Genomic DNA, 16080 nt, shown 5'->3' on the forward strand with positions numbered 1-16080 from the left:
GTTGTGTGCTTTTTATTAGATACGCATTGCACTCTTCTCTTCATACATCTAGCTGGATACGTACAACCCTGAGTGGGAAAATGGATGCTCGAATGAGAGATGTACCCTATCAATTGCGGCAATTGTACGTGGGATACCGCAATTGTACCTATCTATGTCGGGGAAATATCCCCTACAATTAACATAATGAAAGCGTGATCATTACGGGGGGATTACCTATATGAATGAAATGAAGCTATGGTTTAATCGTCCTGCATCGGGGTGGTCGCAAGGCTTGCCTATCGGAAATGGGAGACTGGGGGTCATGATCCATGGCGGCGTGGAACATGAAACCTGGAGCCTAACTGAACTGACCTATTGGTCAGGGAAGTCGGAATCGATTCCAGGTCAATCCAACGGTAGAGCGGATTTGGATCAAATGCGGGAGCATTTTTTTGCCGGGGATTATAAGCGGGGAGACGAGCTGGCGAAGCAGTCCCTGCAGCCTAAGAAAGGGAACTTCGGCACGAATTTATCGATGTGCGATGTTCAACTAGCTCTTGATCATGAAGGAGATCAGTTTGTTCGTGAACTTAATCTGGATAATGCCTGCACGTGGACTACATATCAATCGAACGGAAATACACTGACTAGAGAAGTATGGGCCTCCCATGCAGATGGTATTGTGGGTTCGCGATTATCCAGCGAACAGTCTGGTGGTATTTCACTCAAGCTGAGTATTCTCGGAAGAACAGATCGGTTCACTGCAACATTAATCGGTAACGATACGTTTATTTTTGTAGGCCAAGCGACGGAAAGTATGCATAGTAACGGGGAGTGCGGTGTATGCTGCCATGGCATGCTGAAAGTCATCGCCAATGGTGGCAGCGTGTCCGCAGACGCTGGCCAAATTAGGGTAGACAACGCAGATGACGTCGTGATCTATTTGGCAGCGAACACCGATTACGGCAGCAGCGATGATGCGTGGATGTCAAAGTCGGTGCACCAAATCGAGAACGCAATTGCCAAAGGGTATGAGCAATTGAAAGATGACCACATGGCAGATTATCGCCGTTTATACGATAGAGTCAACGTAGACCTAGGCGTATCCAGTCATTCGAGTTTACCAACAGACGAAAGAATACAGCTGTTCCTCAAGGGGCAGGATGATGATCCGCAATTGTTCACCTTATTTTATCAATATGGCCGATATCTGACGATTGCCGGGTCAAGGGCAGATTCTCCGCTGCCGCTCAATTTGCAAGGCATTTGGAACGATGGCGAGGCCAATCGGATGCAATGGAGCTGCGATTATCATCTGGACATCAACACGGAAATGAATTATTTCCCCACAGAAGTGAGCAACTTGGCGGAATGCCATCTTCCCTTAATGCGATTCATTGAGCAATTAGCGGGGAGTGGAAAAGCGGCAGCGCAGCATTTCTATGGCTGTGAGGGATGGGTTGCGCATGTATTTACCAACGCATGGGGTTTCGCGTCACCCGGATGGGAAACGTCGTGGGGGCTGAATGTAACAGGAGGCTTGTGGATTGCAACGCATCTTCGTGAGCACTATGAGTTCGGCCTCGATCAGGCGTTTCTGGCAGAGACAGCGTATCCTGTGCTGAAAGAAGCTGCTGCTTTTTTCCTCGATTATATGACGGTTCACCCGAAGTATGGCTGGCTGGTAACAGGCCCGTCGAATTCGCCCGAGAACAGCTTCTATGTGGATGATCCGCAGAGAAGCGAGTATCAATTATCCATGGGATCCACGCTGGACCAGGTCCTGGTGCGCGATTTGTTTGTATTTTGCCTAGAAGCTGCGGAGCTTCTACAGATGGATGGGGAGCTGCAGCAGAAGCTGAAGCGAGCTATCGCTATGTTGCCGCCGCTGATTATTGGGCAAAGAGGACAGTTGCAGGAGTGGCTGGAAGATTACGAAGAGGCACAGCCTGACCATCGCCACTTATCCCACCTCTTCAGCTTATACCCCGGCAATCAGGTGACGCCTGACGCCACACCGGAACTCAGCGCTGCGGTAAGGGTAACGCTGGAGAATCGCATGGATCGTGAAACGTTAGAGGATGTTGAGTTTACGTTAGCCGCTCTTGCAGCGAATTTCGCAAGATTGCATGACGGCGAGAATGCCTACAAGCATCTCACACATTTAATCGGTCATTTGTGTTTTGATAATTTATTAACATTCTCCAAAGCAGGGATCGCTGGAGCGGAAACGAATATATTTGTGGTGGATGGTAACTTTGGCGGTACAGCGGCTATCGCGGAAATGCTGCTGCAAAGCCACGCCGGAGGCATTCATCTACTGCCAGCACTTCCTGCCAAGTGGCATACAGGTAAGGTTACTGGATTGCGTGCCAAAGGGAACGCAGAGGTGGATGTAATTTGGGCGGACGGCGAATTGGTTGAGGCGACCATACGGGCCTTTTCGGCAGGCCGATTGTTCCTTCGTTATCGAGATCGTAAGGTTGAGCTCGTTCTGGAGCCTAACTGTACGTACCAAATCGATGGTAGTTTGTTCATTCAACTTATCTGAATATCGAGTAGACCAAGGCAGCTACAGTCAGTATAAGCGTAGTTGCCTTTCCTTTATTTATTTGCGACGTAGAATGATAGAATAAAATCCAATTTAGATAACGCTTTCATAAATGGGGGGATAGGGTTCATGCCGAAATTCTCACGAATATTCCGTAAATTTCTGATCTCCTATATCGTGATCCTGGTTATTCCGAGTATAGCTGGATATATGTCGTATCGTACGGCGATTGCGGTAACACAATCCATATCCATTGAGAATAACGTGACACAACTTCGGAAGAGTCAAGATATTTTGGAGCGGAGGATGGCTGAGGTAGAGGGTTTCACGAGGCAGTTGGCTCTGAATCAAGAGTTGAGCGTTCTAATGAATGAAAGAGGAACGGACGAGAAGGTCAACCTGTATGGCATTTGGAAAGTAAATAATGATATTAAAGCATTTAGCCAAACGAATGATTTCTTACAGCAATTTTTTATCTATTTAAATAATTACAACGTTCTCTTAACCCCGGCTTCTTCCTATTTCCAGCCTGAACGTTATTATCAGTCTTCACACTACAAGGATCTATCCGCGGATGAATGGAAACGAACAATACTAGAGCAAACGCACAATAGGGAAATTATCCCGCTGAAACCCTTTATCACGAATGGTGCGCAAACCTCTGTGATTACGTATATACAATCTCTGCCGTTAGACAGTTTTAATGGTTCCGCGCGTGCTACGGTCGTTGTTCTTATTGACGAGAAAGTCATTTCCAGCCTCCTATCGGACCTCAAGGATCAATACGGCGGGTGGTCTCACATTAGTGATGCCCAAGGACATACGATTAGCCTGCTTGGCATCAATGAATCGGAAGCGGGGAAATTATCTGCAGACACCAGCTTTGATCAAATGAAAGCCAGTCAATTCTATAACGATGACTTGGTCATTACGATTCGTTCCAAAACCACAGGTTGGGTGTACCGAGCGGGAATCCCTAAACATGTATTAATGGAAAATGCGAACAAAATCAAATATATTACTTGGTCTGTGACAAGCGCAGCTCTTGTGGTGGGATTGCTAGTGGGGCTGTGGCAAGCTTACCGAAATAGTTCCCCGATGAATAGACTGCTGAATGTGATGAAAGAGCAGTTCGGCAAAGATGCGGCTGTAGGGCGCAATGAGTATGACTTTCTGCAGGGCAATATATCGAATATGATTTCTAACAATAAGCGTCTCGAAAATGAATTGAATCGGCAGCTCCCTTTAATTCGGGATGCGTTCTTGAAAAGGCTCATTGCAGGCGAATTCCGGTCACTGGAAGAGATCGCCGCAGCTGCTGAACAAGCTAATACAGGGTTACAGATAGATACTGGTTACACTGGTATTCTGCAAATCAAAGGGTACTCCGGTATGGACAGCGTCGAAATTCTCAACGAGTTAAGTGCGGCACGTCTTATTATGAAACAGGCACTGCATGATCTTGGGGGGCCTGTTCATATGACGGATCTGGGTGCCGATCGGGTTGTAGTGATCTTTGAAGGCAGGACGGCAACAGATGACAGGGAAGCAGCGAATAAGGAGATTGAGCGAATTCTGAATGAGCTTGCTGAATTTGTATTTAACGAGTATAAAATTACGATATCCGCAGCATTGGGTAATCCTTTCTCAACAGCGATGGAGGTCAGCCACACGTACGAGCAAGCTACACAGGCCTTAGAGTATGCCCAGCATATGAATCGCAAAGGGGTCTTATGGTTCTCCGATGCCAAGTTGGAAAGCGGCACCTATTATTATCCACTGGATATTGAACTGCGCTTAATCAGTACGATCCGAGTAGGGGACATTGATGAAGCCAAACGGATTCTGGATGCGATTATTGCGCAAAACATTGAAAATCGTGAGCTGTCCATTGAGATGAAGCATCAGCTTGTCGGGGAATTGAAGGGCACCTTCCTGAAATTGCTTTACCAGAAAACCTTCCAGGAGTCCGATATTTTCGAGTCCGTGAAGAATCGCGTAACGGGCATTCAGGCGAACGAAGAGATCGAGCTAATTCGGCAAGACATTGATGGGATCATGGAAGCACTCTGCGGTCTCATTGCCAGTAAAAAGCATGATCATCACAATAAAACCGTGGAGCAAGTCATGGCCTATATTGCTGAGATGTACAGTGATCCAGATCTCAATTTATACCGCGTGGCAGAAAAGATGGAGCGCCCAGAGAAGTACATCTCCAACTTGTTCAAAGAGGTAACGGGTGTGAATTTGTCGGATCATTTGGAAAAGGTGAGAATGGATCAAGCCGCCAATTTGTTAAAAGGGGATACGTACACGGTAGATGAAATTGCTGCGCGTGTCGGATACAACAGCTCTCATTCTTTCCGAAGAGCGTTTAAGCGAGTGCTCGGTGTTTCGCCTAGTTCATTCAGGCAGTCTACGACGGAATAAAGAACGTTAAAGGAGCTAAGCGGCTTAATGCGCTTAGCTCCTTCTTTGCGTTTGGCTGTAGGAGGGAGTTAGCCGGCACGACTTACTCCCCCGGTACCCATTAGTCCGAAATAATCGAACTAATCCCACTGTTCGCGTCAATAAATCGTAGTTAGTCCGAAATAACCCAATTAAATCGCCCCAAACATCTCGCACGCAAGGAAAATGGGCAGATAATTCGGCAGAATCGGACTATTGGCCATCTATAGAAAGGAATCCTCATTTTAATTCGGCGATATCGGACTAACGCTACTTCCGGCGGCGAAGTGCGAAAGGTATCTACTATGATGCAGTTTTTGCTAAGAAACTAGTGTTTATTCCCAGTGAGTAACGATGAAATCCCGCCCACTATCTTTCCATTGTTCATAAGCGAAGTTGGATGCTCGGAAGACAGATGTACCCTCGATTTTACGGTAATTGTACGTGAAATATCGCAATTGTACCTATCTAATACGGGCAATTATCCCCTAGAATAAGGCTCAAGAAAGCGCAATCATTTACTAGACAGTGATCTTAGGGGGTTTTGTTTTGGATAAAGGACTAGTCACCAGTCAGAGATCGCTGATCAAAAGCAGTCGATTTGGTTTCATGGAGGCAGCGGCCAAAAGCTTCAAGAAACATTGGCAGCTGTATCTACTCATCATTCCACCCGCCTTGTATTTCCTGATTTTCAAGTATTACCCGATATTGAACGCGGTGCTGGCCTTTAAGGACTACAATGTCACGAAAGGCATCTGGGGAAGTCCTTGGGTAGGGTTTAAGAACTTTCAGTTATTTTTTGAAAATCCATTGTTCTGGACTTTAGTGAAGAACACGATTTTTATTAGTGGATACCTGCTGATCGTTGGTTTCCCGATCCCCATTTTATTGGCGCTCGCGATCAATGAAGTACGCAATCAGCGCTTCAAGAAGCTTGTCCAACTCGTTTCCTTTGCACCCTATTTCATATCTACCGTTGTGATGGTGTCCATCATTATGCTCTTTTTGGCACCTCGACTCGGCTTTGTGAATGTGGTGATGAATCATTTCGGCATGGATTCGATTAATTTTCTCGGAGAGCCCAGCATGTTTCGCTCGATCTACGTATGGTCGGACATTTGGCAGACGGCTGGTTATTATTCGGTCATTTTCTTAGCCGCTTTAGCAGGCGTGGATCCCTCCCTCTACGAGGCGGCCAAGGTAGACGGTGCTTCACGTTTACAGAAAATTATACACGTTGATTTACCTGGCATTTTGCCCACCATTGTCATCGTTCTCATCTTAAATGTAGGTAATGTGATGGCGATTGGCTTCGAAAAGGTCTACTTATTGCAAAATCCACTGAATACGGTGAATTCCGAGATTATCGCAACCTATGTGTATAAAGTGGGACTACTGAATGCGAATTACAGCTTCGCCACGGCTGTCGGATTGTTCAACTCAGTGATCAATTTGATCCTGCTCATTGTGGTTAATGGCATGGCTAAGAAATTCTCGAATCATAGTATTTGGTAAAAAGGAGTGCAGCGATGTCTACGATGAAAGCAAGGGTGAAAGATTCGGTAGGGGATAAAGTTTTCTTATTTGCCATCTATGTACTTCTAAGCATTCTACTCATTATTGTGTTGTATCCGCTTATTTATGTGATCAGCAGTTCGTTCAGCAGTCCTTCCGCTGTCACTTCCGGCAGGGTTTGGCTGTGGCCGGTTGAGCTGTCGCTCAAAGGGTACAATACCTTAATTCATAACCAGAAGGTGACCATTGGGTATGCGAATTCCTTATTTTATACCGGTGTAGGAACCATCATTAGTGTTGTCCTTACCATTATGATTGCGTATCCGCTTTCTCGTAGAACCTTCTTCGGCAAGAATGTGTTCATGATGTTAATCACTTTTACGATGTTGTTCAGCGGTGGGTTAATTCCGACGTACTTAGTCGTCAAGCAGATGGGACTCATTGATACGAGATGGGCGCTGCTCATCCCCAACGCGATTTGGGTGTGGCAGGTCATTATCACGCGTTCCTTCTTTCAATCCTCTATTCCAGATGAATTGTTTGATGCGAGCGAAATTGATGGCTGTAGTGATTTCAGATTTCTAAGAAGCGTTGTCATGCCGTTATCGAAACCGATCATCGCCGTTCTTGTCTTAATTTATGCGGTAGGCCAATGGAACGCGTACTTCGATGCTTTGATTTATCTCAAATCGGCCAGTTTATTCCCACTTCAGTTGATTTTGCGCAGCATCATCATACTTAACAACAGTTCCAATGCAACGGACGCTTTGAAGCAAGTCGAAAGACAGCAGCTGGCGGAAGCGCTGAAATATTCCCTCATTGTGGTAACAACACTTCCAGTGTTAATTATTTATCCGTTCGTCCAGCGATTCTTCGTGCAAGGCATGTTGGTGGGCTCTGTAAAAGGTTGAGACGCGGCCATGCTCTATGGATTCCATTGAAAGGGGTGATTCGTTTTAAGGTAATGCTGGTAGTCAGTCTAAGATCGGGGTTATACTAAATGCATGAAAAAAGGGAGCGATACATGTGAAAAAGGGTCTTGTAAGCGCACTAGCGGTAATCATGATGTCTAGTTTATTTCTTGCCGCATGTTCTAAGGATGATGCAGCATCCGTGTCTCCAGCTGCAACTGGAGGGGCAACGAGCGGCCCTGTCGCGATCAGCATGTTTGCTCAACAAGATACGGCGATCGACTTGAAGACGAATAAATTTACGAAATTCATGGAAGAGAAGTTCAATGCGAAGTTTAATTTTGAAATCATCCCGTTTGATGGTGCCAAAGAGAAGAGACAGATTTCACTGGCAAGCGGCGATTATCCCGATTCCTACATGTTGACGGCATGGATTGATCAGTTTTCACAAGCCGATATTCTCAAATACGGGAAGCAAGGCATTCTAGTTCCTTTAAATGATTTAATTGATCAGTATGCTCCGAATATTAAGGCAGCCATGACTAAGGATGCTACACTGAAGAGCTTTAGTACGGCGCCGGATGGCAAAATTTACGGCCTAGGTTCTTATACGCAATGTTTCCACTGTTCGTATCCGAACAAAATGTGGATCAATACCAAATGGCTGTCCAAAATGAATCTTGAGATGCCGAAAACGATGGAGGATTTCAAGAAAGTTCTTCAAGCCTTCAAAAAGGGTGATCCGAACGGGAACGGTAAAGCCGACGAAGTTCCGTTGAGTGGATCGACTGAGGATTTTGGCGTGCATATCATTCCGTTTCTTATGAATGGCTTCATTTATGATGATGACCGCAATTACCTGACGATGGCGAATGGCAAAGTCGATTCAGCAGCGAATAAGCCACAATGGAAAGAAGGCCTCGCGTATATTAAATCGTTGTATGACGAAGGGCTCATTGATCCAGGGGCATTTACGCAAAATGCGGAAGCGTTTAAGAAAATTGGTGAGAACGCCGGGACGCAAATTCTTGGTGTAGGCGCTGGCATGCATCCCGCTATTTTCGTAAACATTGATAAAGGAAACAAGAACTCGGCCGACTACAATCCAGTACCTCCACTTACAGGGCCGAATGGATCCCTTGCAACGCATGATGGTGGCGGATTGACGCCTGGCGCGAAATTCGTCATTACGAACAAAGCTACGAAAGAAGAACAGATCACGTTAATCAAAATGGTTGATTACATGTTTACATTTGAAGGTCAGACGAATGCAGCGTCAGGTATGGAAGGGATCGACTGGAGAAAGCCGAAAGAAGGCGAGGTCGCGCTAGGTAAAGGTGTGAAACCGCTCATGGCGTCCATTCCAGCTGTGGAAGGAGAAGCCCCTCATAATGCAGGCTGGAGCGGAATGGGCCATTTCTACCAACCGAGTGAATATAGAGACAGCATAGTTCAAGGAACTGATGTGTATGATTCAGCTAACTACGAACGCAGATTGTACAATGCAACGCTGTTATACCAAGGTCACGAACCTAAGGAGATCTACCCTGTCTGGGCTGTATGGGTTGATCCTGCACAAACCGATGAAGCAAGTATTCTTCAAACGAATCTCAAAAATTATATCGATCAGAATGCGTTGCAATTCATTACGGGAAATAAGGATCTGAATAAGGATTGGGATGCTTATGTGAAAGGACTGGATAATTTGAAGGTTGGACGTTATCTGGAAATTTTACAGAAAGCGTATGACAGTTCTTCGTATAAAAAATAAGAATGGCGAGAATCAGGTGCTTTATGTGCAGACATAAAGCACTTGATTTTTTTGCAAGTAAAGGAGACGTATACTATGACTTGGACATGGGACAACCATCCGGTGAATCATCGTGCAGGGCTGCCTCACATCAAGGAAAAATTACTTCGAGATGAGCCGATTGTCGTAGCTTTTATTGGCGGTTCTATTACCGAAGGTGCAGGGGCATCAGACATGAATACCACCAGTTGGCGAGCCTTAACGGAGAGCTACTTGAAACAACGTTTTTCGTCAGAAAAGGTGACGTGTATCAATGCTGGCGTTGGTGGAACGACGTCTTCGTTCGGTGCTCACCGGTTGCATGAACATGTTTTGTCTCAAGGTGAGATCGATTTGCTGTTCGTGGAGTTCAGTGTGAACGATGGTGAGGATCGCGAAGAATCCATTCGAGGCATGGAAGGCCTTGTCCGGCAATGCAGACGGCAATCGCCTTGTACGGATATCTGCTTTCTCTATACGGCAGCGGATAAAAATTTGACCGAAAGATCGCCATTCAACATAGCTGTACATGAAGAAGTCGCTTCCTATTATGCGATTCCTTCTGTTAACTTCGCTGCTAGTGTATACACCTTGATACAGACAGACGGAGTACGATGGGACGATCTGGCTTCCGATCGGGTCCATCCGAATGATGAGGGACATGCCCTGTATGCAGCGTTCCTGCGGGCGTATCTGGATGTAGCATTAGATAGGATGGCGGATACGGACATAGCAGGTGCTCATGCACAGGAAACGGCTTCGGTACCGCCAGCCCTTGAGCCAAACAATTACGAATATGCAGCCATGTTAGGGGCGGAGTTCGCTGATCGTTTGGAAGGTTTTGAATGGAGGGAGCTGTCATCCGAGCCGCTTATGAACTGGAGATATGACACAAGACATCTGTATACGGATACCCTGGATGCTTCGTTTTCTTTCACTGTTCATGGACAGGGTGGAGGGATTTTACTGCTGTGCGGGCCTGACTCGGGGATTTTCGAGTACGCTATAGACGATGAGCCGTTTCATTCCATGCATTTGTTTGATGATTGGTGTTTAAAGGCTCATCGCCCCATGATGGCTATGTTTCCTATTCATGCGGAGCGGCAAAGCAGGCGAATGACAATTCGTCAGACGGGGAAGAAAGATGAACGCAGCACAGGCATTAGTCTCCGTGTTTTGAAATTGTTAAGTAATTAGAGCTCGAAGCTCATAAGCTGCAAAGCAGCCAGCAAACCCAAGCGTTTGCTGGTTTTTGCTGCTTCAATGGAACTAATGGAAGCGCCATTACGTCTGAATTGAAAGGGGGAATGTACGTGAAAATGTGGACGATGCTCATTGTTGCTTGTATGTTACTAAGCGGATGCTCGAATCCTCTTACGAAAGCAACTTCCATTCATGGAAATGCCATCATCGATTGGGTAGATTTTGTGAAACTGAATGGGAACTCATACACAGGCATGTTTCAAGGTGTGATCAAAGATCCTAGCGATATCACCAGCCAGGTTGTTGGTGAAGTAAAGTTTAAAGTAGGGGATGTCGTTTCCAATCCGGATTACAAGACAAAACCAGGGGATGCTGCATTTCTAGAAATCGGAACCCCATTATATCAGGTTAAGGGATTTGAGCCCTATGAACTGATAGCTGCAAAGGATAAAACGCGGATTGGCGGATACCGATTGTATGTGGCAGATGACTTTGCAAAGACGATACGTGTGAACTACACCGATTTGCCAAAAGACAAAATTGAGCGCATCGAGCTTTACCATACGAATGAAACGAAACCCTACCAGACGCTCAATACTTCTGACAAAGAGCAATTCATAAAGCTTTTGGAGAATGGAAAAGATATGGAAAATTATGTTCCGCAAAGTCAGGGCGGGGATCCGACTTACTATCAGATGGTCTTTTATGTGGAGGGGCCTATTGCCTATGCCTTCAGTATTGTTGATGACAGTGTGAATGTCTATTTCTCTCCATGGACTACAAGAATTGTAGAGGGGACTATTCGCAAATGGATTCATCCTTCTTGAAAATAAGATTGAACTAGGGTGCCGCCACCATGTAAGATAGAGCACATACTAACAAGAAGAAAGGTGCATCTATGTGGACGTATATCGTACATTTATTTCGTGACTTATCGCCTAACGTGAGGCGGTTCATCGCGACTGAGAGCTTGTTTGGTATTGGAGTAGGCATATCTAGCCTTATCCTGAACTTACATCTCTTGGACCTCGGATTTTCCAAAGGTGACATCGGCAAAATTACGTCGCTCGGAGCTCTGACGATAGGCTTGGCCAGCCTGCCCGCTGGCTTCATCGTTAAGCATATCGGGCGCAAAACGATGCTCGTCGCCGGCATGCTTCTCGCCTTCTTATCCCTCATTCTCTTCGGGATCGGAACTAGCCTAGGCGCAGTTACCGTCGCGCAGCTTATTTATTCGCTTGGTGTTACAGCAATCGTAAATTCCGAAATTCAATTGATTTTCCAATATTGTCGTACGAAAAAAGAAGAAACTAGCGCTTATTCACTGTTGTTCGCCATATTTACGTTATTTACCGGCCTTGGCACATGGCTCGGCGGATACCTGCCGGACTGGCTGCCCGGACATACAACGCCGTATCAGTACGCCTTCTTCGTGGCCGGCGGATGCTTAGGGCTCTCGGGCATCTTACGGGGCTTGCTGCTGCCCTCTTCTTCCCATGCTAAGGCGCAAAACGGCGCTGAAGATGAGGCCAGCGGCGGTGTACAAGCAGCGAAGCCTGCGGATGGGCCGAAGAAAAAGCATGCCATATATTTTCTGCTGCTGCTTTCTCTGCTTATTTTCAACTCGGGCTTCACGTTCGGACTGCTCAGCCCGTTCTTGAATGTCATTCTGAAATTTCGATTTCAGATGGATGACGGTAACATCTCTGGCTTGCTCGCGTTGTCTGGATTTTTCTTCTTTATCGGCTCGATTGTGATGCCGTACGTCGTAGAGAGATGGGGCAGCCGAAGGACGTTCGTGTTCCTGTTTCTGTATAACATCGTCATCGTAGCGCTGATGGCGATCGCGATGCCAGCCGCCGTATTCGCGATGCTGCTGCTCATTCGCGGGACGGGCTTCACGATGCTGAACAACTTGATGGACAGCCAATGCATGTCAGCTGTCGCCGAAGAAGACCGCAACCTGTTCGCAGGGATGCGGACGGTCTCGCGCAGCATCGGTAATACGATCGCTTCCTACTGGGCGGGGTATATTTTGGCCGGAAATCATTATGCGTTGCCTTTCGTACTTACTGCGATTGCCCTGCTAGTCGGGTATGTCGTATATGCGTGGTTCGTTCAAGGAAAGCTAGATCGGAGACTGCAAGGCCAGACCTGATAGGGCTGTGAATGGGACATCAGCATTAAAAAGCTTAGTCAGAGAACCGCGATGCGGCTTGACTAAGCTTTTTTTAATCCATTTATTGCACAACTTGCACATTATCAAAGCTGGCTGTTTGATTGAAAGGTCGTAGTCCGATCGTGCCGCTGGCCTGATTCGTATCCGTCTTGCTCACGACTTGCACGCCGCCCACATATCCCTTGATGCTGCTTCCGATCATCTCCAGGCGGAGATTGTAGCTTTGGTTCAATTGGACGGTCATCGTCGTTTCGTCTAGAAGGGTGAATGTGCCGTTCTTTTTGACATACAATTGTGCTTTGTTCAATCCGCTCAAAATACGGAACATATAATAGTTATTACTGTCCGCATATCTGCCGAGGATGCCGGTTCCCGCATTGCTTGCCGTATCATATAGTTTGACAGTAGCACTGACGGAATAGTCGGTGTTGCTTCCGGTCCAAGTGCTAGTCAGTGCGGTCAGGCTTTCGCCGCTGAGTGCCGTTTGTTTATACACTTTCGTGCCGTCGGTGACGACAGACCATGTGCCATTGACCGGCGTCCAGCCGTTCGGGGTACCGTCTTCAAAGTCATCGCTGAGCAGGACAGTTGGAACAAGTTCGAATTTGACCGCATCTGCACGGTAATTCCCGCCTTGGTTGACCGTCAATTTAATGTTGCCTCCCGCCACGGCGAAGTTAAACGTTCCTAAGTCAACCCATTGTCCGCCGTCCAGCATCTGATTTATGAAAACATCCGCGCTTCCCCCGTTGTAAGTTACTGTATATTTGACATTCGTGGAGGCAGAAGTGCTGGCTGGATACCAGACAGATACTTTGTAATTCCCGGCTTGCGGCAGACTTGGTGTCCATGTGGCGGTGCTGCTCAGCGTGCTGCTCCAACGGGAGGTAGTGTCGTTATACCCAAGCAAGGTGCTTAGGTTCCATGTACCGGTTTCCGCATAGCCCGTATCTCCATTGTCGACAATGACGGAGGGGCTTGGTGGAGTTGGTGGAGTTGGCGGGATGGAAGCAGTTATCACATTGGACTCTTTGCCGTAACCGTAAATTTTGTTTGTGGTTTTATTGTAGGCTTTAATCAAAAACTGCGTATTGTCTTTCACTGGAACCGTAACGGTGTAAGTAGTAACCCCCGTCCCGACATCGCCGATTCGTTCGAAAATCGTACCGACTTCTGTCGCCTCAATAGGTTCCCTTTTCCAAATGGTATATCCGGCGAGATTAGCGGATACGGCATCCCAGGTTAGAATGACTTGATTGCTGCCATTCAGGGTATATTGCAAGTTGGTCACTTGGCCAGGAACAGGCATGATCGTGACGGTCGTCTGATCCCATACACTAGAATTCGCGTTGCTAACCGCTTTTAACGTGACGGTAGTCTCGGTAGATACAGAGGGAGCCATATATTTTCCGCCCGTAATCGTGCCTACGCTGCTGTTTCCACCAGCAATGTTATTGACATACCAAGTCACGCTGTTTGTCGGATCGTCCCTGGTGATCGCCATCAAATTATAGGTAAACCCGCCCTTGAACCGAACCGGGAATGTAAACAGGGAATGACTCGGATTCGAAGTATGTGGGGCTTCTGTCAATTGTTTTGGCCAAATCTCGATGGGGTTTGTAAATTGGGTGGCGCCGGCTTCTGTTGAAAACCACATCACGTTTACATTCGCATAGGTGTAATACTCGAAATAATCGAAATTGGGATTGTCGTTGGTTCCGGCAATAATCTGATTGGAGGCGCCTAAACCACTTAAATTATAACCGTTCGGCATACCGCCGGGATAAGCTTTACCGTTCGTCGTCTGGCGATACTGCTGGGAAGGAATGTTATTTGACAATCCATAGATGCCGCCAAGCCCCTGTTGATTGAGTCCTGTAAAATATTGCGCTTGCGCCCAAGCGGCATTCTTCAGCGTAGAATCGTTCAACAGATTGCCGGCTTTCATTAGAAAAGCTGCATTTCCCATTTGATGAAACATGCGGCCGATGTTTGTGTAATATTGATAGCTGAGTGTGCCTTTTTGCCGCAAAAGTCCGCTTGTGCCTGCCTTCATCGGCGTGTATCCGTACGCGTTAAGTTTCGAAATTTCGAGCAAATAGTCGGAGGCATAGCTATCAATTGCGTTTCGCCATAAGGTGGCCTTCGCATCGGCTGGGAAGAAGTCCAGCATACGGAACAGGCCTTGATAAATCCAAGGTGTGATCATGACTTCCTGCTCCGGTTTATCTCCCCAAGGGTTGGCCGTCGTGCTCATGTCGTATTTGAACCATCCCTTGGCCGCAACAGTTCCATCACCGTAAGCCGTTGTCGTCTGTAACTGCATGAGTCTATCCGCTTCGCTGATCGCACGAGTTTTATAAGTCGTATCGCCTGTTAATTCATACATAAGCGCATTCAGCCAGACCCAAGCGCCTAAGGAATATTTGTGCGGATAGGGATTGTACTGGGCATAAATTTGATCGTAGCCCGCTTTTACGAGCAGCTTTACCCGGTCAAAGAAAGCCGGATCCTTATCGTAAAACGTAAGTGCGGCTTCAGCTGGTCCGAGCAATAGTTCCGTATAAATCACTTCTGGATTTTTCGAGTTGTATTCATTGCCGTTTCCGCCCGTATCGAAAGGGCTGATAATGGCCGGTTCATCCCCGCTCTGGAATATGCCGTCGGTACCTGTATCTGAATCGGGTCCCCATAGATATAAAAAGTTTTTTAACTTGCCGTTTTTTCCAAGAAATGAGAGAACGCCGTCGAGCCCCCAACGTACTTGATCATAGATCCAATCGTTCGTATCCCAAAATGGATTCGTTTGTTTCAGTAGACTGTACTGTGCAACGACAAGGGAAGTATTCGGGTAAATGCGTAAATCGTCACCGTCTCCGAAAGCTTTGCCGATATAGACGGGCTTGCCGTCGCTGGCTCGAGCGCCATCCCATTTGGCTGAAACGAAGCTGCCTTGATCCCCCATCATGTTATCTTCCCCGATACGTCTTAAGCCGAAATAATCAATAGCACTAAGCAGCTGTAGATTATCCCAAAGGTGGGCTAGAATCAGAAAGGATTGGGATTTCTCTGATCCGATTTGGACGTAATATTGGCCTTCTGTTTGAAAGGAGGTGAAAGATCCGACTTTCACGGTGCCAAAATCGTCTGTCACGGTCGTTAAATTATTGGTATAAACGACAGCATTATCGCTTACACGTTTGACGCTGAATGTGGAGGTCGTGTCGGCACCCTTGTAGATGACCTTTTTCTCATGGGTTGGATGATAGCCGTATTGTGATGTCAAAACCGTCAGATTATTGTTGGCGTCGGAAACTCTGGTTGCCGCTTGTGCCTTAGGTATGCTGAGTAGAGGAATGAGAGTTACTACAATCGCTAAAAATGAAATGAAAAATCGGAGCATGGTTCGTGTTTTCATGACCGTTCCTCCTTTTAAAATGAAAGCGCATACCAAAATCATCTTGATTGGTCCGTTGCAGCTGCATGTGGACAATTTCCTCTC

9 protein-coding genes are annotated in these 16080 nt (G+C 46.7%); 8 read left to right on the plus strand and 1 reads right to left on the minus strand.

The window, feature by feature from the left end; all coding sequences use genetic code 11:
- The first annotated feature begins 220 nt into the window (after nt 1–220).
- The 8 genes from AC58QO_RS22270 (at nt 221) to AC58QO_RS22305 (ending at nt 12557) form a co-directional block, all read left to right on the plus strand.
- Nucleotides 221–2533, plus strand: coding sequence for a glycoside hydrolase family 95 protein (locus AC58QO_RS22270; RefSeq protein WP_497269343.1), 2313 nt, complete (start codon nt 221–223; stop codon nt 2531–2533).
- A gap of 129 nt (nt 2534–2662) precedes the next feature.
- Nucleotides 2663–4963, plus strand: a complete 2301-nt coding sequence (locus tag AC58QO_RS22275) for a helix-turn-helix domain-containing protein (RefSeq protein ID WP_497269345.1) — start codon at nt 2663–2665, stop codon at nt 4961–4963.
- Between the two features lie 627 nt (nt 4964–5590).
- Entirely contained in the window at nt 5591–6496 is a 906-nt protein-coding gene (locus AC58QO_RS22280) for an ABC transporter permease (protein WP_497269619.1), read from the plus strand.
- A gap of 14 nt (nt 6497–6510) precedes the next feature.
- On the plus strand, nt 6511–7407 hold the full coding sequence (locus tag AC58QO_RS22285) for a carbohydrate ABC transporter permease (protein WP_497269347.1): 897 nt from the start codon (nt 6511–6513) through the stop codon (nt 7405–7407).
- A 115-nt stretch (nt 7408–7522) separates the two neighbouring features.
- Nucleotides 7523–9178 carry an extracellular solute-binding protein gene (locus AC58QO_RS22290; protein WP_497269349.1) on the plus strand — a complete coding sequence of 552 codons (1656 nt, stop codon included), beginning with the start codon at nt 7523–7525 and terminating at the stop codon, nt 9176–9178.
- Nucleotides 9179–9253: 75 nt separating this feature from the next.
- Nucleotides 9254–10393, plus strand: coding sequence for an SGNH/GDSL hydrolase family protein (locus AC58QO_RS22295; RefSeq protein WP_497269351.1), 1140 nt, complete (start codon nt 9254–9256; stop codon nt 10391–10393).
- A 116-nt stretch (nt 10394–10509) separates the two neighbouring features.
- Nucleotides 10510–11226, plus strand: a complete 717-nt coding sequence (locus AC58QO_RS22300; RefSeq protein WP_497269353.1) for a hypothetical protein — start codon at nt 10510–10512, stop codon at nt 11224–11226.
- Nucleotides 11227–11297: 71 nt separating this feature from the next.
- Nucleotides 11298–12557, plus strand: a complete 1260-nt coding sequence (locus AC58QO_RS22305; protein WP_497269354.1) for an MFS transporter — start codon at nt 11298–11300, stop codon at nt 12555–12557.
- Between the two features lie 82 nt (nt 12558–12639).
- Here the strand turns inward: AC58QO_RS22305 and AC58QO_RS22310 are convergent, their stop codons facing one another.
- Complete coding sequence (locus AC58QO_RS22310) at nt 12640–15996, minus strand: golvesin C-terminal-like domain-containing protein (RefSeq protein WP_497269355.1); 3357 nt, start codon at nt 15994–15996, stop codon at nt 12640–12642.
- Between the last annotated feature and the right edge of the window lie 84 nt (nt 15997–16080).

It is taken from the genome of Paenibacillus sp. J31R30 (genome assembly GCF_059692115.1).

Coding starts and splice junctions, on each gene's coding strand:
- AC58QO_RS22270 (WP_497269343.1), top strand. CDS start 221: ATGAATGAAATGAAGCTATGGTTTAATCGTCCTGCATCGGGGTGGTCG.
- AC58QO_RS22275 (WP_497269345.1), top strand. CDS start 2,663: ATGCCGAAATTCTCACGAATATTCCGTAAATTTCTGATCTCCTATATC.
- AC58QO_RS22280 (WP_497269619.1), top strand. CDS start 5,591: ATGGAGGCAGCGGCCAAAAGCTTCAAGAAACATTGGCAGCTGTATCTA.
- AC58QO_RS22285 (WP_497269347.1), top strand. CDS start 6,511: ATGTCTACGATGAAAGCAAGGGTGAAAGATTCGGTAGGGGATAAAGTT.
- AC58QO_RS22295 (WP_497269351.1), top strand. CDS start 9,254: ATGACTTGGACATGGGACAACCATCCGGTGAATCATCGTGCAGGGCTG.
- AC58QO_RS22305 (WP_497269354.1), top strand. CDS start 11,298: ATGTGGACGTATATCGTACATTTATTTCGTGACTTATCGCCTAACGTG.
- AC58QO_RS22310 (WP_497269355.1), bottom strand. CDS start 15,996: ATGAAAACACGAACCATGCTCCGATTTTTCATTTCATTTTTAGCGATT.